20 protein-coding genes are annotated in these 23335 nt (G+C 29.8%); 6 read left to right on the forward strand and 14 right to left on the reverse strand.

Annotated elements, in window-relative coordinates; translation table 11 throughout:
• Positions 1-53: 53 nt before the first annotated feature.
• Both nifJ and CRN98_RS01890 read right to left on the reverse strand, forming a co-directional pair.
• The gene (nifJ, locus tag CRN98_RS01885; RefSeq protein ID WP_097025730.1) at positions 54-3596 is read right to left on the reverse strand and encodes a pyruvate:ferredoxin (flavodoxin) oxidoreductase; all 3543 of its coding nucleotides are present in this window, start codon (positions 3594-3596) and stop codon (positions 54-56) included.
• 191 nt (positions 3597-3787) lie between these two features.
• Positions 3788-4777: a pyridoxal-phosphate dependent enzyme gene (locus CRN98_RS01890; protein WP_097025731.1), complete on the reverse strand. Its 990-nt coding sequence runs from the start codon at positions 4775-4777 to the stop codon at positions 3788-3790.
• 291 nt (positions 4778-5068) lie between these two features.
• Between CRN98_RS01890 and CRN98_RS01895 the strand changes: the two genes are divergently transcribed.
• Entirely contained in the window at positions 5069-6466 is a 1398-nt protein-coding gene (locus CRN98_RS01895; RefSeq protein ID WP_097025732.1) for a TRAP transporter large permease subunit, read from the forward strand.
• 124 nt (positions 6467-6590) lie between these two features.
• Here the strand turns inward: CRN98_RS01895 and rpsA are convergent, their stop codons facing one another.
• Positions 6591-7760 carry a 30S ribosomal protein S1 gene (gene rpsA / locus CRN98_RS01900; protein ID WP_097025733.1) on the reverse strand — a complete coding sequence of 390 codons (1170 nt, stop codon included), beginning with the start codon at positions 7758-7760 and terminating at the stop codon, positions 6591-6593.
• Between the two features lie 233 nt (positions 7761-7993).
• Here rpsA and CRN98_RS01905 point away from each other — a divergent pair, with 233 nt between their 5' ends.
• Positions 7994-8572, forward strand: a complete 579-nt coding sequence (locus CRN98_RS01905; protein WP_097025734.1) for a hypothetical protein — start codon at positions 7994-7996, stop codon at positions 8570-8572.
• A gap of 30 nt (positions 8573-8602) precedes the next feature.
• Here the strand turns inward: CRN98_RS01905 and CRN98_RS01910 are convergent, their stop codons facing one another.
• Positions 8603-9736, reverse strand: a complete 1134-nt coding sequence (locus tag CRN98_RS01910; RefSeq protein ID WP_097025735.1) for a D-alanyl-D-alanine carboxypeptidase family protein — start codon at positions 9734-9736, stop codon at positions 8603-8605.
• 272 nt (positions 9737-10008) lie between these two features.
• Between CRN98_RS01910 and CRN98_RS01915 the strand changes: the two genes are divergently transcribed.
• Together CRN98_RS01915 and ytfJ are read left to right on the forward strand one after the other, a co-directional pair.
• A complete protein-coding gene (locus CRN98_RS01915) occupies positions 10009-10446 on the forward strand; it encodes a DUF2953 domain-containing protein (protein ID WP_179631872.1) in 438 nt (145 codons plus the stop codon).
• A gap of 2 nt (positions 10447-10448) precedes the next feature.
• Positions 10449-10886 (forward strand): GerW family sporulation protein, encoded by a 438-nt coding sequence (gene ytfJ / locus CRN98_RS01920; RefSeq protein WP_097025737.1) that lies wholly within the window; start codon positions 10449-10451, stop codon positions 10884-10886.
• A gap of 32 nt (positions 10887-10918) precedes the next feature.
• On the opposite strand, the gene scpB is transcribed toward ytfJ, so the two are convergent.
• Both scpB and CRN98_RS01930 read right to left on the reverse strand, forming a co-directional pair.
• The gene (scpB, locus tag CRN98_RS01925) at positions 10919-11521 is read right to left on the reverse strand and encodes an SMC-Scp complex subunit ScpB (RefSeq protein WP_097025738.1); all 603 of its coding nucleotides are present in this window, start codon (positions 11519-11521) and stop codon (positions 10919-10921) included.
• Entirely contained in the window at positions 11514-12257 is a 744-nt protein-coding gene (locus CRN98_RS01930) for a segregation/condensation protein A (RefSeq protein ID WP_097025739.1), read from the reverse strand. Before CRN98_RS01930 ends, scpB begins: the two co-directional genes overlap by 8 nt.
• Before the next feature lie 305 nt (positions 12258-12562).
• On the opposite strand from CRN98_RS01930, the gene CRN98_RS01935 reads away from it, so the two are divergent.
• Positions 12563-13882 (forward strand): CCA tRNA nucleotidyltransferase, encoded by a 1320-nt coding sequence (locus CRN98_RS01935; RefSeq protein WP_179631873.1) that lies wholly within the window; start codon positions 12563-12565, stop codon positions 13880-13882.
• Positions 13883-13948: 66 nt separating this feature from the next.
• Here CRN98_RS01935 and CRN98_RS01940 read toward each other — a convergent pair whose 3' ends face one another.
• Entirely contained in the window at positions 13949-15136 is a 1188-nt protein-coding gene (locus tag CRN98_RS01940; protein WP_097025741.1) for a D-alanyl-D-alanine carboxypeptidase family protein, read from the reverse strand.
• Between the two features lie 166 nt (positions 15137-15302).
• Here CRN98_RS01940 and CRN98_RS01945 point away from each other — a divergent pair, with 166 nt between their 5' ends.
• The gene (locus tag CRN98_RS01945; protein WP_097025742.1) at positions 15303-17114 is read left to right on the forward strand and encodes a C69 family dipeptidase; all 1812 of its coding nucleotides are present in this window, start codon (positions 15303-15305) and stop codon (positions 17112-17114) included.
• 221 nt (positions 17115-17335) lie between these two features.
• On the opposite strand, the gene CRN98_RS01950 is transcribed toward CRN98_RS01945, so the two are convergent.
• The 7 genes from CRN98_RS01950 to spo0A all read right to left on the reverse strand — a co-directional run bounded on the left by CRN98_RS01950 (position 17336) and on the right by spo0A (position 23226).
• Complete coding sequence (locus tag CRN98_RS01950) at positions 17336-18640, reverse strand: pyrimidine-nucleoside phosphorylase (RefSeq protein ID WP_097025743.1); 1305 nt, start codon at positions 18638-18640, stop codon at positions 17336-17338.
• Between the two features lie 106 nt (positions 18641-18746).
• Positions 18747-19568: a purine-nucleoside phosphorylase gene (locus CRN98_RS01955; protein WP_097025744.1), complete on the reverse strand. Its 822-nt coding sequence runs from the start codon at positions 19566-19568 to the stop codon at positions 18747-18749.
• Between the two features lie 21 nt (positions 19569-19589).
• The gene (locus CRN98_RS01960) at positions 19590-20405 is read right to left on the reverse strand and encodes a purine-nucleoside phosphorylase (RefSeq protein ID WP_097025745.1); all 816 of its coding nucleotides are present in this window, start codon (positions 20403-20405) and stop codon (positions 19590-19592) included.
• Positions 20406-20419: 14 nt separating this feature from the next.
• Positions 20420-21298, reverse strand: coding sequence for a site-specific tyrosine recombinase XerD (gene xerD, locus CRN98_RS01965; RefSeq protein ID WP_097025746.1), 879 nt, complete (start codon positions 21296-21298; stop codon positions 20420-20422).
• A 61-nt stretch (positions 21299-21359) separates the two neighbouring features.
• Positions 21360-21590, reverse strand: coding sequence for an endonuclease III (locus CRN98_RS01970; protein WP_097025747.1), 231 nt, complete (start codon positions 21588-21590; stop codon positions 21360-21362).
• A gap of 44 nt (positions 21591-21634) precedes the next feature.
• Positions 21635-22261, reverse strand: coding sequence for a stage II sporulation protein M (spoIIM, locus tag CRN98_RS01975; protein WP_097025748.1), 627 nt, complete (start codon positions 22259-22261; stop codon positions 21635-21637).
• Positions 22262-22404: 143 nt separating this feature from the next.
• Positions 22405-23226 (reverse strand): sporulation transcription factor Spo0A, encoded by an 822-nt coding sequence (gene spo0A, locus CRN98_RS01980; protein ID WP_097025749.1) that lies wholly within the window; start codon positions 23224-23226, stop codon positions 22405-22407.
• Positions 23227-23335 lie beyond the last annotated feature (109 nt).

Below are 23335 nucleotides of genomic sequence, written 5' to 3' on the forward strand. Positions count from 1 at the left end.
GTCTTTTAAAAAAGGATGCCTTATTTTTATCAAGGCACCCTTTTTTATTTACTTTAAAGCATTTCTGATAACTTTTTATATAATTGATATTTTTCTCTTGCTTGTTTTTCAGAGTCTGCAAAAAGTTTTTCTGCTTTATCTGGAAATATATTTATAAGTGATGTATATCTAATTTCTCCTCTTATAAAGTCTTGATATGATTCTTCTGGTTCTTTGGATTCTAATATAAATGGATTTTTACCTTCTTCTTTAAGCATTGGATTATATCTATATAAGTGCCAATATCCTGATGTCACTGCTTTCTTTTCTTCTGCTATACTACTTCCCATACCAGCCTTTATTCCATGGTTTATACATGGAGCATAAGCTATAATTAAAGATGGTCCATCATATTCTTCTGCTTCCTTTATTACTTTTAATGTTTGATTCATGTTAGCACCCATAGATATTTGAGCTACATATACATTTCCATAAGTCATTGCCATCAATCCTAAATCTTTCTTTCTTGTTTCCTTACCTGCAGCTGCAAGCTTTGCTACAGCACCAGGACGTGATGATTTTGACATTTGACCTCCAGTATTAGAGTATACTTCTGTATCTAAAACTAAAATATTTACATCTTCTCCTGTGGATAATACCTGGTCAACTCCTCCATAGCCTATATCATAAGCCCATCCATCTCCTCCTATTATCCATTGAGACTTTTTAATTAGATAATCTTTTTTCTCAGCTATTTCCTTTAATGTTTTATTTTCAGCTAAATCACAAACTCCAAGTTCCTTTATTATTTTTTCAGAAATTTCTTTAGATTTTTCTCCATTATTTATATATTGAAGCCATTCTTCAAAGCATTTTTTTAGATTTTCTCCTATATTTTGTATTACTGCTTCCTGCATAAGCCCAGCTAATCTTTCTCTTATATGCTTAATTCCTAAATACATTCCAAATCCATATTCAGCATTATCTTCAAATAGTGAATTACCCCAAGCCGGTCCATAGCCTTTATGATTGGTTGTATATGGTACTGATGGTGCACTTCCACCCCAAATTGATGAGCATCCAGTTGCATTGGCAATCATCATTCTATCACCATATAACTGAGTTATAAGTCTAACATAAGGTGTTTCTCCGCATCCTGGACATGCTCCATTAAATTCTAGTAATGGCTTTTTAAATTGACTACCTTTTACTGTATAAGCATCCATTACATCTTCTTTTTCTTGTATATTTGACTTATCGTATAATGAAGAAGCAAATTCCCAATTAGTTTCTTCCATTTCTATTTCCTGCTCTGCTGGTTTCATTATTAAAGCCTTACCTGGTGCTGGGCATATATCTGCACAGTTTCCACATCCTGTACAATCTAGTGGTGCAACTTGAATTCTATATTGATAATTTTCTAATCCTTTTCCTATTGCCTTCTTTGCCTTAAAGGTATCTGGTGCTTCTTTCAAGTCTTCCTCAGTAAGTAAGAATGGTCTTACTGTAGCATGAGGACATATATATGCACATTGGTTACATTGTATACATTTATCAATTTGCCACTCTGGCACCATTACTGCTATTCCTCTCTTTTCATAAGCAGTAGTTCCAAGTGGAAATGAGCCATCTTCCATTCCAACGAAAGCACTTACTGGTAGGTCATCACCTTCTTGTCTTGCCATTGGAATTTGAATATTTTTAACAAATTCAGGTATATCTTTTTGTTCTCCTGTGTGTTGTTTTATTTCTATATTTCTCCATGAATCTGGTACAGCTACTTTTATAAGTCCTTTAATTCCTTCATCTACTGCTGACTGATTCATTGTAACAATTTTTTCACCTTTTCTACCATAAAGCTTTTGTATAGAATCCTTAAGATAATTTACAGCATCCTCCACTGGTATTACATTTGCGAGCTTGAAGAATGCAGCTTGCATTACCATATTAATTCTTCCGCCAAGCCCTATGCTTCTAGCAATACCTATTGCATCAATTGTGTAGAAATCAATGTTATTTTCTGCCACATATCTTTTTAAGTAGCTTGGTAATTTTTCATCTAATTCTTCTTCTTTCCATGCACAATTTAGTACAAAAACTCCACCCTTTTTCAATCCCTTTAATAAATCATAATTATATATAAAGGATTTGTTATGACATGCAACATAATCTGAATTATATACCAAGTATGGAGATTTTATAGGTTTCTTTCCAAATCTCAAGTGAGATACAGTGGTTCCTCCTGATTTTTTACTATCATATGAAAAATATGCTTGAGCATATAAATTAGTCTTATCTCCTATAATCTTAACCGCACTCTTGTTTGCTCCAACAGTTCCATCTGAACCAAGTCCCCAGAATTTACAGCTTATAGTTCCTTCTGGAGTAGTATCTATTGCTCCTACCTCTGGAAGAGATGTGTTGGTTATATCATCATTTATTCCAATAGTAAAGTGATCTTTAGGATTATTTTCTTTTAAATTATTAAATACTGCAATTATTTGTGATGGTGTAGTATCCTTTGATCCTAATCCATATCTTCCTCCAACAACTACAGGTTTTTTATCCTTTGAGTAAAATACATTTGAAATATCTAAGTATAGTGGCTCAGCTAAGGCTCCTGGCTCCTTTGTTCTATCTAGTACAGCTATTTTTTCTACTGTTTCTGGTAGAACTTTTAAGAAATAATTTTCGCAAAATGGTCTGTATAAGTGTACTTTTATTGCTCCTACTTTTTCTCCCTTGTCTAACAAATAATCTACAGTTTCTTCTATAGTGTCACATACCGAACCCATTGCCACTATAACATATTTTGCATCCTTTGCTCCATAATAATCAAATGGATGATATTCTCTACCAGTTATCTTCTTTATTTCCTGCATATAATTTTCTACTATATCAGGTACAGCCTGATAAAATTTATTTGAAACTTCTCTTCCTTGGAAATATATATCTGGGTTTTCAGCTGTTCCTCTTAAACTAGGTCGTTGAGGATTTAATGATTTATTTCTAAATTCATTAATTGCATTATAATCTACAATTTTAGCTACATCTTCATAATCTATAACTTCAATTTTTTGATATTCATGAGATGTTCTAAATCCATCAAAAAAGTGCATAAAAGGCAAGCTTGCTTTTATTGCTGCTAAATGAGAAACAAATCCTAAGTCCATTGCCTCTTGAACATTTGAAGATGCAATCATTGCAACACCTGTTTGCCTACAAGCCATTACGTCCTGATGATCTCCAAATATGGATAGTGCATGAGTTGCTATAGCTCTTGCACTTACATGAAATACTCCAGGTAACAATTCTCCCGCTATCTTATAAAGATTTGGTATCATAAGTAATAATCCTTGAGATGCTGTATATGTAGTTGTTAAAGCTCCTGCTGCTAGAGATCCATGAACTGAACCTGCTGCACCTGCTTCAGATTGCATCTCAACTACCCTAACTTGTTGGCCAAATATATTTTTTTTACCTTCAGCAGACCATTCGTCAACACCTTCTGCCATAGGAGTTGATGGAGTAATTGGATATACTGCAGCAACTTCTGTAAAAGCATAGGATGCATAAGCTGCTGCTTGATTTCCATCCATTGTTTTAGTCTTTGCCATTTCTTTTTCCTCCTTAATAGTAAATATAAGTTTTACATAAGTTATTATTAGACTAACAATTGCATTTTATGTATTATAAGATTTCTATTTTATATAATAAAACCTATGAACAAATTAAAAATGCTCATAGGTTTTTTCTTATTTTATATATGATATTTAAAAAATCAAATATTATATTACATTATAATCACTTATTTCTTTAATCCTGTTCCAGTAAGTGGTACAACTATTTTTAAATTCTTATTTATATTGCCTTTGAAATATTTCTTTACTCCTGCTAAGGTAGCTGCTGAAGTATATTCTACGTATATTCCCATATGAGATAATATCTCCTTTGCCTCTTTTACATCATCATCTGATACCGTTATAATATCTCCTTTGCTTTCTTTTATCCCTTCAATAATTTCATCAATTCTCATAGGAGTACCTATTGCTATTCCTTCTGCTAAAGTTTCCTTTGGAGATGTATTTTCTAAATTATTGTACTTATTATAAATAGGGGCACAATTTTCACTTTGTATGGCAATAAGCTTAGGAAGTTTTCCTATCTCCTTAAATCCATAATAAGCGCCTAAAAACATAGTACCATTTCCTGTGGGCACAAATAAATAATCTGGTATTCCTATTTCATCATATATTTCATATGCCATGGATTTAGTTCCTTCAAAAAATAATGGGTTATATACATGAGATGCATAGTAATATTTTTCAGCTGCTGTTTTTATAGCTCTTGAAGTATCATCCCTTATACCAGGAACCTTTACTATATTTGCACCATAAGCTTCTATTTGCTTTATTTTGCCTTGTGAAGTGTTTTCAGGAAGGTATATATTACATTTTATTCCTGCAGCTGCTGCATAAGCCGCAATAGCTGCTCCTGCATTTCCTGATGAATCCTCTACTATTTCTTCTATTCTCATTTCCTTCATTTTATTTACTAAAGTTATAGCTCCCCTGTCCTTAAATGAGCCTGAGGGCATTAAATAATCCATTTTTAGCAATATGTTTATTTCATATATATTTCTTTTTACAATTGGAGTTTTTACTTCTCCCAAAGATATGTTTATTTCTACTTTTTCTTCTGCATTTTTTTTAATGTTAAACAATCCTCCGCAGTCACATTTATATTTAAGTGTATTTAATGGATATTCTTTTTCACATTTAGCACATATAAATTTCATTTTATTTCCCCCCCATTTTAAATTTTTTTAATTGATAATATAAATTTATAACTGATTATTTCCCATTATTATGGCAACTATGCAATTATATTGTACAACCTTCGAAATATTTTAACAATTATTATTTTTCCTCTTTTGCATTTCTAATATCACTATATGAGCTTAAAAAAAGGTTCTATATGTTTTAAATAAAAAAATATATATATGCTTTATACTTCTAAAACATGCACAATTTACTGTTTAAAATCATATTTTTAATTATTAATAGTTTTATTATAATAGGAGGCTTTTATGATAGTTCAATTGGGTGCACTTCACTACATCTATCTTATCCTAATTCTTTTAATATTCCTATTTATGATTCTAAAAAAAGATATTACCTTAATTTGTATTGCAGGTATATTTGCTATTGGATTTATAGCTACAGGTTCCTTTGCATCTTCTATAGCAGGAATATTTAACAGCTTTGTATATGCTGTAGAACAACTGCTTGATATAATTTTGGTAATAGCCGCGATTACAGCGATGGGAACAATACTTACAAAAACAGGAATAAACGAAGCTATGGCTTATCCTTTTACAAAACTAATGAAAACACCTGCATTGGCCTACTGGATAATAGGTCTGTTCATGATGATAATGTCCCTATTCTTTTGGCCTTCTCCTGCTGTGGCTCTCATTGGAGCAATACTTGTTCCTGCCGCAGTTAAAGCAGGTCTGCCTGCCATTGGAGCTGCTATAGCAATGAATATTTTTGGTCATGGCGTTGCGCTTTCTGGAGATTTTGTAATACAGGGTGCCCCTAAGTTAACTGCTGGTGGTGCAGGTATTCCAGTTGGAAGTGTAATATCTGCATCTGTTCCATTAGTAATATTTATGGGCGTTTTAACAACTATACTTTCTTTTGTATTTTTAAGAAGAGATATGAAAAATGGAACCTTAGTATTAACAGAAGAGGACTTTAAGCATACTGAAAAAGAAGATATGGAATTTGAAAAATTATTAACACCAAACACTAAAAAGATGTTTGCTGTGTTCGTTAGTATTATGTTTGCACTTGATATTTATCTTATGTATAAGCTTAATTTACAGGGTGGCGATGCTAGTGCCTTGATAGGTGGTACTTCAATGGTAATTATGACTATAATCACCATATATGTTGTCAAAAAAGATGCATCTTCTCATATAATATCTTATATAGTTGAAGGTTTATTATTTGGATTTAAAGTATTTGGTCCTGTCATTCCTATTGCAGCTTTCTTTTATTTAGGTGATGCAGGATTTGTTAAAATATTTGGTGAAGTTTTACCTAAGACTTCAACAGGCCTAGTGAATGATTTAGGACTAGCATTAGCAAATACTGTTCCTGTTAATGCTCCAGTTGGAGCTGTAACATTAACCTCGGTAGGTATAATTACTGGACTTGATGGTTCTGGGTTCTCTGGAATATCTTTAGCAGGTTCTGTAGCTAAGATATTTGGTACTGCACTAGGTAAAAGCACTGCTACTTTAACTGCTTTAGGTCAATTAGGTGCAATATGGGTTGGTGGAGGAACTATAATTCCTTGGGCACTCCTACCTGCTGCTGCAATATGTAAAATAGATCCATTTGAGCTTGCAAGAAGAAATTTGAAACCTGTTGCTATAGGACTTATAGCAACCACAATATTTGCAATGTTCCTACTATGAGTAAAACTTTGAGTCCTCTAATTATTAGTTAAAAAATGCTAAGAACTAGGCCTTGTAAACATTTTATTTTATTAAAATTTAAACTGTACCTAGTTCTTAGCTATTTATTTTTTAGTTATATAAATTATTTATTCCACTCTTTCAATTTATCTTTAAATATATCTCCTAATGTAAATCCCTCAGCTTTATCATTGTATTTTTCTAAATCCTCTTCCATATTAGTTGATGCTGATTTTATGCTTAGAGATATTCTTTTATCCTCACTTGATATTTCCAGCACTTTAACCTTTACTGTATCTCCAATTTTCAATACGTCTGAAGGCTTAAGTATTCTATCATCTGAAATCTCACTAATATGCACAAGACCTTCTACTCCATCTAATACTTCTACAAATGCTCCAAAGTCCATAAACTTTACTACTGTTCCTTGTACTATATCTCCTACTTTAAGCCTATTTAATACTTCATTCCATGGGTCAGATTTTATATCCTTTAAACCTAATGAAATTCTTTCTTTTTCCTTGTCAAAGTCCAACACATATACTTCTACAGTGTCTCCTACTGAAACTACCTGTGATGGATCATTAACTCTTTTCCAAGATAAATCAGAAAGATGTATTAATCCTTGTATTCCTCCTAGTTCTACAAAAGCTCCAAATTTTACAAGTTTAACTACTTTACCTGTTCTTTTCTCACCTTTTTGAAGTGAATTTAATAATTCTTTCTTTTCCTGCTCTCTTTTTTCCATTTGAACTTCCTTTGCAGAAGCTACAACTTTTCCCTTGTGTTTATCAAATTCTATTAATCTAACTTCTAATTCCTTATTATTATACAAATTTAGATCTTCTACATAATTCATAGACAATTGAGATGCTGGTATAAAACATCTTATATCACTTATGTAACCTATAAGTCCTCCTTTTACTACTTCTTTTGTTCTTATATTAAATGTATATTTATTTTTAAATTTCTCTTCTAGGTTATTCCATGATTTTATAACATCAGCGCTTTTCTTTGAAAGTAATACATTACCTTCTCCATCATTCAGCTTAAGTATAGATACGTATATTTCATCATCAGGTTTAATTACTTCTTTTAAATTTATCTCTTCATTGGATACTTCATTTCTAGGTATTATTCCATCTGACATATATCCTATATTCACCAAAACTTCATCATTGGTAACGGAAATCACCTTGCCCTTTACTATATCACCTTCTTTGAGCTTCTTCATTGATCTCTCTATTTCACACATCATGTCTTTCATAGAAATATCATCATTATGTTTTTCCATAAAAATTCACTCTCCTTAATTGTAAGTCGATTAATTATTTTTAAATGAATATTAAATATATTATACCAAAGTTTATTTTTTCAATATAGTATAAAGATTTAAAAATATTTATACTTAAAATTTTATTGTTAACATTTACATTAACTTTTTTTAACTTTAACTTAATATGCCATTAAAAATTTAATAGTAATATATAAATATAAAATTAATACTACATAAAAGGAGATGATTATATGGTTAAATTAAATATATGTATTGATATTGATGGAACTATTACTGATCCCTACTATTTTTTAGAAAAAGCTAATTTATATTTTAAAACTACTATAACTAAAGAACAGGTTGTTGATTATAGAACAAGTAAAGTATTTAATGTAACAGAGACAGACTATATAAAATTTTATGAAGAAAACAAAATACTTCTCCATTCAAATCAGGAACTTAGATCTGATGCACTAGAAATTATATCCATTCTTTATGAATATCATAATATTCATTTTGTTACAGCTCGTGATAAGTCACTTGAACTTCTAACTCACTCATACATTTACAGAAATAATTTACCCTGCGATAGCATTCATGTAATAGGAACACCCCACAAAGGTGAAGTTGCCAATAATTTAAAGTGTGATATATTTATTGAGGATAGTTATGATAACGCTTTGGAGCTTTCCAATCTCGGTTTTAAAGTCTTACTTATAGATACTAACTATAATAGACACCCTTTAAATAATAATATCACAAGAGTATTTGACTGGTATGACATATATTATGAAGTTAATAAATATGCAATTACAAAGGAAGCTATTTAATATATTTTTATAGCTTCCTTTTCATAGTTATTATTTTTCTAAAACTTTATTTAATATATTTATCTTTTTAAGCCATCCTGTTTTATAATCATTTCCAGCCACTAACGTATCATTATATATTATTTTATCCTTATTTAATACGCATATTCTTCCTACACTATCTCCTTTATTTATACCAGCTTTTATCTCCTTTGGTATTATAACTTTTGCCTCAAAATTGTCTCCATTTTTTATTGGAAGAACTATATCATTTTTACATTGTAACTTTATTTTTGGATCTGTCTTAGGGCCATGTGATATAATATCACCTTTGCTAAATAATTTTTTGTAATCAAAATTTTTTTCAACATAATCATATATTTTTATAGTTTCCTTCCATCTTTCTGGAGCATTAAAAACTACTATTACAATTTCATGACCTTTAAAATCTGCAGAAGTAACAAGGCATTTCCCTGCCTGACCTGTATAGCCAGTTTTCACTCCATCCGCAGAAGGCATAAGCCAAAGTATTTTATTTATGTTATTATAACTTCTGCTAAATCCATATGCTTTTCCATCTACTTCTTTTGATCTTACAATTCTATTGAATATGTCACTTTTTTTAGCTTCCGAAGTTATTAATGCCATATCATAAGCCGTAGTATAATGTTCTTCATTATCTAAACCATGAGGAGAATAAAAATGTGTATCTATTAATCCTAAATTTAAAGCATATTCATTCATAACTTTAGCAAATTCCTCTACACTTCCACTTATGCCTTCAGCTATAGCAATAGCTGCATCATTTCCCGATCTAAGCATTAATCCATATATAAGCTCTAATAAACTTATTTTTTCTCCTTTTCGATATCCTACAGTAGAGCCTCGTATACTCGCTGATCTTTGAGATATTTCAATTTTTTTATCTAAATCCCCATATTTTAATGCCACTAAAGCTGTCAATATTTTAGTGGTGCTTGCCATAGGCATTATAATTTCCGAATTGTTTTCTACAAGTACTGACTTTGAATTTACATCTAAAGCTATGTATGCTCGTGCATTTATTGATAGATTCTCAGCTTTATCTACCTTTTGAGCTCTTACCGTGCTTATATTTGATAAAATTAAAATTATACTTAGAAAAGTCCCTATTAATTTCGTAACAAACTTTTTATTATCTTTCATTTTTATCACCTCGCTTTTTTTTATTTTGCCTCTAAAGTTCCGTTTTAATTCTTTTAAAATTAATTTTATAATGCATAATAATCATCTATATGGTTAAAATAAAAATTAACGAAGGAGGATTTAGTAATATTATGAAATTATTCATTATTTTTCTTATAGTTCTTTTATTATTTATTCCAATACCTTTAAAAATATATGTATGTTATGAGAATAATAAAATTATTATAAAATTTTATAAAGTTACCCTCTATCCTTCTAAACATTTAAAAGATATGTCTAAAGTCTATTCTAAAGCTAAAGAAAAAAATAAACTTACTACTGATTTTAAAAAAATCTTTGATAAACATACTATTCAAGAAATATTTCATCGCCTTTGCAAAAGCAAATTAAAGCCTAGGTTAAAATTAGACTTTAATATAGATTATGGCTTTGAAGATGCTGCCTTAACAGGATTAAGCTACGGGATCTTAAATTCAATCTTTGCTCCATTACAACATATATTATGCTCATTTTTTAAAGTTAAAAAGCTTCAGTTTAATGCTTTACCAGATTTTAATGGCAGTAAATTAAATTTGGAAATTAAAAGTATAATTTCTATAAGTATAGCTCAAATTATTAATATGTCTTTTATAATAGGATTCATACTATTTAAAGCCTATAAAAAGCATAAATATGTACATAAAACAAAAGGAAAGTTTAAGGAGGCTTAATTATGGAAAATCATCCAATTGATAATCTTATGAAGACAACAATGGAAAATATAAAAAGCATGATAGATGTAAATACAATAGTTGGTGATGCAGTAGAAACCAAAGATGGGTCTTTGATAATTCCTATATCTAGAGTTTCATTTGGATTTGCCTGTGGTGGAAGCGAATTAGAAAAATGTGAACCTAAAGTTAGAGAAAATTCTAAGTATCCCTTTGGTGGGGGATCTGGCGCAGGAGTTAGTGTAAAACCAGTAGCATTTTTAGTAGCAAAGGGAACTTCATTAAGAATGTTATCAATTTCACCTGATAATCCTTATGATAAAGTATTAGATAACATCCCTCATATTATAGAGCTATTAAAAGGTTTTAGAAAAAATTCTGATACAGAAGATGATGTTAATATTGGTAAATCAGAAGATGATAAAAGTGACACTTTCTAAATAATATTTGCAAAAAATTCCAGCTCAATTTACTATATTGAGCTGGCCGCTTCTTCATTTCCTTCTTCTTTAAATTCATCTAATATTTGTTCTAAACTTGGAAGTTCTTTTAAACTTTCAAGACCAAAATGCTTTAAAAACTCTTCAGTGGTCCCATATAATATAGGTTTTCCTGGAACCTCTAATCTTCCACATTCTTTTATTAATTTTTTTTCTACTAAAGTTTGTATTGCTCTATCACTTTTTACTCCTCTTATTTCATCTATATCAATTCTTGTAATTGGTTGTTTATAAGATACTATAGCTAAGGTTTCTAATGCTGCTTGTGATAAAGATTGTCTTACATTTGTCTTTAAAAGCTTTTGAACATAGTTACTATTTTCTTCCTTAGTTACTAACTGAAGATTATTTTCTAATTGAATTAATTTTATACCTCTATTGTCTTTTTCAAATTCATCTTTCATGTTATTTAATATTCCTCTTGTATAATCAATATCACATTCAATTATACTGCTTATTTCTTTTATGTTTAACGGTTCTCCACTCATAAATAGTAAAGATTCTATAATAGATTTGTATCTATCCTTAATCGATGCATCTATTAAATCTATTTGATTAATGTCTTTTTTATTCACCTTCGTCAATCCTTTCCAAATAAATTTCTTTAAAGTTACCTTCCTGTATTATCCTTAATCTTCTCAATTTTATAAGCTCTAAAAGAGCTAAAAATGTAACTACTACCTCTATTTTTTCGTTACAACTGTCTGCCAAATTAGAGAAAACTGCTTTTTTGTTCTTATGCATTAATTCAGAAATAAACATCATTTTATCCTCTATTCTATAGTTATCTACATGAATTTCACGTGGGATAAAATTTACATTTATTTTACTATTATAGCTTCTCATAATTTCAATATATAAATTATACAATTCTAGCATAGTAATGTTATTTAATATATTTTCTTCTTTTATTTCTTTTATTTCTATTATTTCTGGCTTTTTACTAAACATTACTCCCATATGATTAATTTTATTTTTAAAAAATTCAGATGCAGCTTTAAATTTCTTATATTCTATAAGTTTATTTATTAATATTTTTTCAGTGTCTTCTTCTAAATCCATTGCAGATTCATCTTTCTTTTCCTTAGGAAGAAGTTCCTTTGACTTTATTTCAAGCAATGTAGCAGCTATAACTATAAACTCCGAAGTAATTTCTAAATCCATTTCTTTCATTTTACTTATGTACTCTAAATACTGCGTAGTTATATCAGATATTCTAACATTATATATTTCCATTTCATTTTTCTTTATAAGATGTAATAATAAATCAAAGGGTCCTTCAAAGTTAGAAATCTTTATATTTAATGCCATTTAATATCTCTCCTAATATAATATTGTTAAATCACTTCTATCCTTTATATTATAATGAAATACTAATACTTTGTCTATTTTTTAAAATTGTACACTAAACATATAAATTTTAATAAAAGTTTTATTTTTTCTAATGATTTTACTCCTTTATCTTTTAAAGTATTGATTTTTTCTCTGAAATAGTATACTTTAAATAAAAAAGTAAAGAATTAATGTAAAACATTATATTGTAAATAAATGAAAGCAGAGGAATGTAAATGAATATAAAAATAAATATACCTAAAAATCCTGCTTTAGCAATAAAAATGTTAGTTGATGCGGGATTTGAAGCAGGTGTTGTGGGTGGATGTACCCGTGATGCTATTATGGGTGAAATACCTCATGATTGGGATATATGCACATCTGCTACACCAGATGAAATTCAATCAGTATTCAAAGACTTTAAACAACTTACTATGGGATTAAAACATGGTACAGTTGTTATAATTATGGATAATGAAGAAATTGAAATTACCACTTACAGAATAGATGGTGAATACTCTGATGGTCGCAGACCAAATAATGTATATTTTACAAAAAATTTAATAGAAGATTTAAGTCGCAGAGACTACACTCAAAACTCTATCTTTTTTAATGAATTTCAGGGAATTATAGATCCTTTCAATGGGGTATCTGATATTGAACATAAAATTATTAGATGTGTAGGGAATGCAAATAAAAGATTACAAGAAGATGCCTTAAGAATTTTAAGAGGCATTAGATTTGCATCTAAGCTAGGATTTAAAATTGAAGAATCTACAAAGACAGCAATGCTTAAAAATAAAGAACTTTTAAAAAATGTTTCTAAGGAACGTATTGCAGTAGAATTCGTTAAAATGCTTCAAGGTAAAAATGCACTTAATACACTTGATGAATTTAAAGAAATTATAACATATATTATTCCAGAAACAAAAGCTATGATTGGATTCCAGCAACACAATCCTTACCATATCTATGATGTTTGGAAGCATACACTTGTTGCAGTTAATAATGTTGAAGGATTAGTATTAAGATTGACTATGTTTTTCCATGACATTGGAAAGCCAAGCTGCTATACTATTGACAAACAAAAAATTGGTCACTTTTATGGTCATGCAGATGCTTCTGCCAAAATTACATCTGAAATCTTTAAAAAAATGAAAATAACAAGCGCAGAAGGAGTTACTGCAGCTGACTTGAAAGATGTTATAGAATTAATTAAATATCATGATATTATGATTGAACCAAGAAAACAAAGCGTAAAAAAAATGTTATCAAGATTAGATGGTAATGCAGTACAATTTTACCGACTGCTTTCAGTAAAAAGAGCTGATGCCTTAGCTCAAGCTTCTAATAAATTAATAAATCGCTTAAAAGAAATTGATACCATTGAAACAATTTTAGATGAAGTACTTGCAGAAAATCATTGTATAACGTTAAAAGACTTAGCTATCACTGGTAAAGATTTAATTGCTCTCGGCATTCCAGCTGGTAAAAGAATTGGGGAACTATTGAATCAATTACTTGAAGATGTAATTGATGAAAAGTTACCAAATGAAAAAGAAATATTATTATCAGAAATACAAAAATATCTAAATTTATCATAAGTATTATATAAATAATTAAGCTATGTTAAGAATATAAACTTTTATCTCTTAACATAGCTTATGATACTATACAGATTTATCAAATAAACTTTTAAAATTAAACTTTAAATTGTCTAAAAAATTTGATTTTTGGATATCTCTATCACAATATATCTTAACTTTACCTGATAATTTACCATCTACATATACTTCACAGTGACCAATTACTTCACCCTTATTATAACGTTTCTTCTCCATATTTACTAAACATTTCTTTTCTATTTTAGTATTAGTTCCTCTTTCTAAAGTAATATTTAAATCCTCTAAAGCTTTAGCCATAAAGAATTTATCTTCACTCTTACCTATTTTTATTTTTTCTATATCTTTATCCTTTTCTAGAACCTTTTTAGATTCAAATTTAGAAAATCCAAAATTCATAAGCATACTTGCGTCTCTATTTCTTACTTTAAAGGTTGGAGCACCCATTATGACTGCAAGAACCCTTACTCCATCTCTAACTGCTGTAGTAGAGATGCAATACTTAGCTTCGTTTGTAAACCCGGTTTTAAGTCCATCACAGCCTTTAAAAAATCTTACTAACTTATTATGATTTACAAGTCCTATAGGTGATTTTCTACCTTCAGATATAGTTTCCATGTATGTACCTGTATATTTTAACACTGTAGGATGTTTTAAAAGTTCTCTTGACATAAGTGAAATATCAAATGCTGTAGTTACATGCCCTGGTACTGAAAGTCCAGAACAATTTTTAAAGGTTGTATCTTTCATACCTAATTCTTGTGCTCTATCATTCATAAGTTTTACAAATGCTTCTTCGCTTCCAGATAAATATTCTGCCATAGCTGTTGCCGCATCATTACCTGAAGCAATAGCTATACCCTTTAATATTTCCTCTACAGTTCTGACTTCACCTGTATCTAAAAGCATGCTGCTATTCCCATTTTTACCTTTCATCTTTGCATTTTCACTAACAGTCATCTTATCTGAAAGCTTAATTTTACCAGAATCTACTGCTTCCATTGCTAAAAGCATAGTCATTACTTTAGTTACTGAAGCTGGAGCTAACTTTTCATGAGAATTTTTTTCATACAGTATCTTACCTGAATTTGGTTCCATAAGTAGTGCAGAGCTTGCTTCAACTTGAATTCCTCCTTCTTCTTGTGCCTTAGCCTTTACAGGAGAAATTGATACGCAACTAAAAACAAGTGTTCCTATTAAAATTTTACTTATTACTTTTTTATTAATTTTTTTCATATTTAATACTCCTCCTTCCTTTCAATAGTATTTTCTCCTGGCTTTCAAAAATTTATCCATTTAAATAAATAATCTAATTTTTAACAAAATGTTGAATGTTTGTTAAAAATCATTGAACGTCATACCATATAATGGTATAATATGTAATATAAGGAGGGAGATTAAAATGATTAATAAACCAAAATACCACACTAAAAATTTCAGATTCACAAAATTTTTAATCACCGTGTTTTTTACCTTTTCAATTATTTTTTCCTTTTCTTCTATAGCTTTGGCAAGTAATACAGGTAGCTATAATGAAGGTTTTCAATTTGGAAAAGAATATAAGAATAAGGTTATACAAAATGTAGAAAGTATGAAAAACGCAGCCAAATTAAAAAATATTAATTTTTCCAATGTTTACGAAAACGTTTCCACTACTGAAAAACTTTATAAAGAAATATTACCTGAAAAGTTAGAATGGATTAAAGGAGTATCTACTAGTACAGGCATCCCTTACAACGATATTTTACTATTTAACACATTTGATAAGAACATAGTAGGTTTTGAAGGTGAATGTACCACAATGCTTGCTCAAGGTAAATCCTTAAAAGATGGCAAGGGTACTATGATTATGAAAAATCGTGACCAAGGTGCAACTGCACTTTGTGAAGTAACAGTTCAAGCTTCCTCTGATCATCCAAGTGATGCAATATATGCAGCTGCAAATATAGACATACCTCAAGTATCAAAAACTTATAAGTTTGTAGGTAATAGAACTGCTGGTCGTTGGGGACTTGGTATGGGCATTAATGAGTATCAGGTAATTGTTTCTGACAATGATGCTCCATCAAGAGATTATCTAGATTTTGAAGCAGGATTACATGACAATGATATGATTAGACTTATTCTTGAAAGAGCAAAAACTGCTAGAGAAGGTGTAGAAATAGCGACAAAATTAGTAGAAAAATACGGACAAGCCTGGAATGGAATCATGTTTGAAATCGGAGACCCAAATGAGCTATGGGTAGTAGAAGTAACTGGCCATAGATGGGCTGCAAAAAAATATGTTAATACTGTTTCTGCAAGATCTAATCAGTATCAGATAGAAGATGACTATGATTTATGTTCACCAGATCTGGTAAGCTTTGCAGTCAAACAGGGCTGGGTAGATGAAAATGCTAAAAAAATTAACTTTAAAAAAGTTTATAATGTTTTAGAAGGCTATCCATCAGATAATGATTTAAGCAAAAGAACTCCTATAGAAAAGATGTATACCACAGAAATGCGTTATCAAAGAGCTTTATCCATTATGAAAGATAACTTTGGTAAAATTACAATGGATACAATGATGACTGCTGCTCGTGATCACTATGATACCTATACTTTGCCAAGTGGAAAAGTTATCAATACAAATCAAGTTCCTTTTTATAGTACAGAATATGCGCAATGGGAAGATCATGAATTTGTAAAACAGTTTCCAAAGGAAGATATAGTTAACTCAAATTTATATATTCGTGGTGCATGCAGCCATGATTTAGGTTGGGGCCGTACTGTTGCTTCAGGACTTCTTGTTGCAAGACCAGATGTACCTAATGAATTAGGTTTAATGTTACATTCATTTTCACCACCATGTAGCTCAGTTTATGTTCCATTTTATGTTGGTATAGATAAAGTACATCCTGACTTTGAAACACCAAAGGCTGCATCTTTATTTCAACAGATAGATACAAGAACCTTCGGTTTCTACTCTCTTTATCATGATGCTATACGTTCAAAATTCGCCCCTTATGAAAAAACTACATTTGAAGAGCTTCCTGAAATTGAAAAACAATATATGGAACTAAATAAGAAAGATACAAAAAAAGCCAGTGACCTTTTAAATAGCTATATAATGAATAAATGTAGTGATGCCTTAACGCTGGCTAATGAAGTTCAAGATGAAATAACTAAAATATCTGTAGATAAAAATGGGTGGACTCCAAGAAAAGAAAAGTGATGGTTTATTTAAATGGCAATTTAATAGACTATCATAGCAAAGTAGCTTTATTAGATGAAAAATCTCCTTCATATCTTCAAACAAAGTTTGTATTTGATTAGCTGGATATAATGTAGATATGAATAAAAATTCTCAAGGTCAATTAATTGTTATCATAACAAATAAATAAACACAAAATATTATAGAGAGTATTACATGTTAGTGTAATACTCTCTATAATATTATCTTACTATATCGTATATAAGTGGAATTATATCTTCATATTCATTACTTATAACATAATTATTTAATATGTCTTTTTTAGCCTTCTCTGCCTTATTTATATCATTAGCATGTATATATGCTAAAATGTCACCTTTATTTACTTTATCTCCTCTTTTTTTATTTAAAACTATTCCAACAGAAAGATCTATTAAATCTTCCTTAGTAGCTCTTCCAGCACCTAGCTCCATAGCTATAATTCCTATACTTTCTGCATGTATCTTATTTACATACCCATCTTCTTTACTTTCTACAGGAATTATAAACTCTGATTTAGGGAGCTTTTCTGTATCGTCTATACAAGAAGGTTCTGAACCTTGAGCAATTACAAACTCTTTAAGCTTATTTAATGCTTTGCCACTTTCAATAGTATCCATAAGCATTTTTCTTGCTTCCTCATCACTGCTAGCTTCTCCTGCTAAAATTACCATTTGAGCTCCCAGTGTCAAACATAACTCCAATAAATCCTTTGGACCGTTCCCCTTTAATGTATCTATAGCTTCTTTAACTTCCAAAGCATTTCCTATTGCAAATCCTAGCGGTTGATCCATATCTGAAATTATAGCTATTACCTGTCTTCCTACATGATGACCTATATCAACCATTTCTTGTGCAAGCTTATGTGCATCTTCTTTAGTTTTCATGAAGGCTCCTTCTCCAACTTTAACATCTAGTACTATTGCATCTGCACCTGAAGCAATTTTTTTACTCATTATACTGGATGCTATTAGAGATATATTATCTACAGTGGCTGTAACATCTCTTAATGCATAGAGTTTCTTATCTGCCGGAGCCAAGTTACCTGTTTGGCCTCCTACTACAAGTTTTATATTGTTTACGTTTTCTATAAACTTTTCTTCACTCATCTCTACTGAAAATCCTTTAAAAGCCTCTAATTTATCAATAGTCCCCCCTGTATGTCCAAGGCCCCTTCCAGACATTTTAGCTACTGGTATTCCAAGTGCTGCTACCATAGGCCCAAGTACTAGTGTAGTGGTATCCCCTACCCCTCCTGTACTATGCTTATCTACTTTTATTCCATGTATTTTAGATAAGTCTAAAATATCACCTGATCCTGCCATAGCCATAGTTAAGTCTGCAGTCTCTCTTTTACTCATCTTTTGAAAAAATATAGCCATAAGTAACGCAGATGCTTGATAATCTGGTATATTACCCTTAGTATAATTTTGTATAAAATATTCTATTTCTTCCTTAGCAAGCTCATTCCCATTTCTTTTTTTAAGTATAATATCATACATTCTCATACATATCACCTCATGTTAATTAATAGTTAGTAGTTAATAATTAAGAGTTAGAAAGGATTTTTTCTGAAATTCCAGAAAAAATCCTACCTAAATCATCAATTATTAACTATAAATTTTTAACTATTTGTTTTACTAAGTTTACAAACTTAGCCATTGCTTTATTTGCTGTTTCTACTACTTTTGCATGATCTAATGGTTCTAAATTATCAGCTATAGCCATATCAGTTATACATGAAATCCCAAGCACTTTCATTCCCATATGATTTGCTGCTATTACTTCTGGTGCTGTAGACATTCCCACTGCATCTCCACCTAATATTCTAAGCATTTTAAGTTCTGCTGGTGTTTCATAAGTTGGTCCTGAAACCGCAGCGTATACTCCCTTTTGAACCTTTATATTTAGTTTTGTTGCAGATTCTAGGGCAAGTTTTACTAAATCTCTGTTGTATGCACTAGACATATCTGGAAATCTTGGTCCTAATTCTTCAAAATTTCTTCCTATAAGTGGATTAGTGCCCATAAAGTTTATATGATCTGTAATTATCATTAGGTCTCCTGGTTCAAACTCTGGATTCATTCCACCTGCTGCATTTGAAACTAATATATTTTCTACACCTAAAGCTTTCATTACCCTTACCCCAAATACTACTTGATCCATAGCGTATCCTTCATAGTAATGAAACCTTCCATTAAAGGCTATTACCTTTTTACTTTCTAATTCTCCAATAATTAACTCTCCCTTATGTCCTGCAACTGTAGATACAGGAAATCCAGGAATCTCCTCATATTTTATTACTTTTTTATTTTCTATATCATTTACTATACTTCCAAGTCCAGTTCCCAGTATTATTGCTGTATCGAATTTGCTATTATCTATACTTTGTATATATTTCTTTCCATTTTCTATCTTTTGCAGTAGATTTTCCATTTTTGTCACTACTCCTTGTAATTACATTTTTTCTACAATGCTTGTAATAAGCTTAGTAAAGGTATCTTTAACTTTATTAGAAGTTTCTATTACTTCTTCATGATTTAATGGTTGATCTAATATTCCTGATGCCATATTTGTAATACATGAAATACCAAGAACTTTAAGTCCTGCATGCTTTGCAACTATTACTTCAGGCACTGTAGACATACCAACTGCATCTCCACCTATTATTCTTATCATTTTTACTTCAGCTGGTGTTTCATAAGTTGGCCCTGGCATCATAACATAAACTCCTTTTTGAACATTTATATTATAAGTTTTTGCAACTTTTTCTGATAAATTAATTAAATCCTTATCATAAGGCATACTCATATCAGGAAATCGTGGCCCAATTTGTTCTTCATTTTTTCCTATTAAAGGGTTATTAAGTACAAAATTTATATGATCTTCAATAATCATTAAATCTCCTGGATTAAAGTTTGTATTTACTCCTCCTGCTGCATTTGTAACAACTAAAGTTTTTATGCCTAAAAACTTCATTATATGTATAGGAAGAGCAATTATTTCCATAGGATGACCTTCATAATAATGAATTCTTCCCTGCATCATTACTACATCTTTCCCACTTAATTTACCAAACACATATTGTCCAGCGTGACCTGCTACAGTGGATTTAGGCATATTCGGTATATCCTCATATTTCACTATAACTTTATTTTCTACTTTTTCCGCTAAATCTCCCAAGCCTGATCCAAGAATTATACCTATCTCAGGAGAGATATTTATTTTTGATTTTACAAAATTTACGCTTTCTATTACCTTTTCTAAGTTCATACAATGTCCTCCTTTTATGCCCTAGGATGTGCTTTTTTATACACTTCTGCAATTTTGCTTTTCCTAGATATACTTGAATATATTTGAGTTGCAGCCATATCTTTATGCCCTAAAAGTTCTTGAACAGATTTTATATCTGCTCCATTTTGTAAAAGATGGACTGCAAAAGAATGCCTTAATGTGTAAGAAGTTATTTCTTTATTTATTCCTGCTATTTTTGCATATTGTTTTATTATCTTCCAAAAACCTTGCCTTGTCATTTTAGTACTTTGTAAATTTAGAAATAAATAATCTAAATTATATATATTAAGCAAATTTCTTATTTTAAGATAATTATTAATACAATCTACTGCATAACTTCCTACTGGTATTATTCTTTCTTTATTTTTGCTTCCCCTACATTTTATATACGATAATTTAAGATTAACATCAAAAGTTGTTATATTTAAAAGTTCAGTAACCTTTACTCCAGTTGCATACATTACCTCAAGCATAGCTTTATCTCTTATGCCCTTTTCTGTTGTTAAGTCTGGAGCATTAAGAAGCTTATTAACTTCTTCTACCGTAAGTATTTGGGGCATATTACGTTCTATTTTAGGTATTTCATAATTTATAACAGGGTCTTCATTTATAATCCCTTGCTTGTTTAGGTATTTATAAAAATTTCTTATAGCAATTATGTTTCTTACAATAGATGAATTAGCCTTTTTATTTTTATGAAGTTCTTTGACAAAAGCCATTATACTTATTTCATCCACAACTTTTAAATCCTCATCCCTAAATAAAAGAAATTTTAAAAATCTATCTATATCTCTTTTATATGCATCTAAAGTATTCTTACTCATATTTTTACTCTTTAAATAATTAATATACCTTAATAGAAATTCATCCATGTTTTTTCTTCTCCTATGTATCTATATAATATATTACTTCCACAAAACGATGAAAAATCCTCTAATACTTTAAAAATTCCTGAAATATATATATATAATTATATAATACGTCAATATTTCTATTAATAATATTGTATACCAAAACACTATTATCATAAACTGCTACTTTATCAATAAAGTAATAAAAAAATATATCTAAAATAAAAGGAAAAATTTCTCCAAAGAATAACAGTATTAAAAAACACTTTATTATTTTTACTACTAGGGATTCTTCTAAAACTCTTATATTCATAATTTCTCCTCCCAGCATGTCCCATATCACTTATAAATATATTTTTATATAATTATTTTTAATATATTAGGAATTATATAAGCTTCCACAAAGAACCCAATAAACATTACAGCTATTATAGCCAAAAATGAACAAGAATAGCTTAACATCTTAATCCATATATTTTCTTTTACCCTTCTATCAATTCTTTCTTTAAGAAAATTAAGAGAAAATTCCATAGCAAGCACTGATGCAATTATCATGCAAGGTATATATATTATATTTTGAACAATAACTCCAAATATTGCAATACCTATTCCCTTTAATCCTACTGAATTAATTATAAAACTTATTGTAAATCCTAATGTATATCCCTTTACAATTCCAATTATAAGTATCACAGGGATTCCTACCATAGTCATTCCTAATAACCATATAAATATTACAAATGGAATATTACTTCTTATAGTATTTAAAAATACTCCTTTATAATTTAAGCTTTCTGAACTCAAATATTCAGTAAAATTTTGAAAATAACTTATTAAATCTGTTTTATATATATCTCCCATATATTTTACTGTATATACTCCAAGTACCATTCCTGTAAATATACATATTAAACTTATAACATAAAGCCAAAAATTTTCTTTTATATGATCATTTAAGCCCAAAACAAAATTATTTCTGCTCATATATTTTCCCCCTTGTTATTCACCTCTTAATATTTATGAATAAAGTGCTGAAAATATACTAATATACATCTAGAAATTCATTTCAAATAAAAACTCCGTAAAAATTACGGAGTTTTTATTAAACCATTATTTTAAGCATTATTTTAAGCATTATTTGATGCTCTATTTTTAAGTCTTAACTTATCAGCAACCATAGCAATAAATTCACTATTTGTAGGCTTGCCCTTGTCATTGTGTATAGTATAGCCAAATATTCTATTTATGGTATCTACTTGCCCTCTAGACCAAGCTACTTCAATAGCATGCCTTATAGCTCTTTCCACCCTGCTTGCAGTTGTATTAAACTTCTTAGCAATAGATGGATATAATTCCTTAGTGACTGCTGAGAGAAGTTCCATATCATTTACAACCATTGTGATTGCTTCTCTTAAATACATGTACCCTTTTATATGCGCAGGAACCCCTATTTCATGAATTATATTTGTGATTTCTGCTTCTAAGTCCATAGGCTCATTTTTATTAACCCTTACTTCAACATTTTCTGATATTGGAACACTTTTTTTCACTTCATCGCTTGATATTGTGTTATTAAACATCTGTCTTATTCTCTTAGTAAATACATCCATATCAAATGGTTTTACTACATAATAATCTGCTCCTAATGTAATTGCTCTTTGAGTAATTTTATCTTGTCCTACTGCAGATAAGACTATTATTCTAGGCATAGGATCTATATTCATTCCGTTTAGTCTCTCTAGAACTCCTAATCCATCTAGATGCGGCATAATAATATCTAAAACAACTAAATCAGGCTTTTTTTCCTCAATTAATTTTAAAGCCTCTAGACCATCCTTAGCTATACCAACTACCACAATATCTCTTTGGTTTAATAAATAATCGTTTAAAATGTTACAAAACTCTTTGTTATCATCTGCAATAACTACATTAATTTTTGAATCTACCATAAACCTACTCCCCTTTTCAAATTAATTCCCATATCTTAACAAATAATAAATTCGACAAAAGATAGAGAATTCCTTCTAAATAAAAAAATATTTTATCAAAACTATAATA

It is taken from the genome of Clostridium peptidivorans, from assembly GCF_900205925.1.
GTDB classification, from domain to species: domain Bacteria; phylum Bacillota; class Clostridia; order Clostridiales; family Clostridiaceae; genus Clostridium_AK; species Clostridium_AK peptidivorans.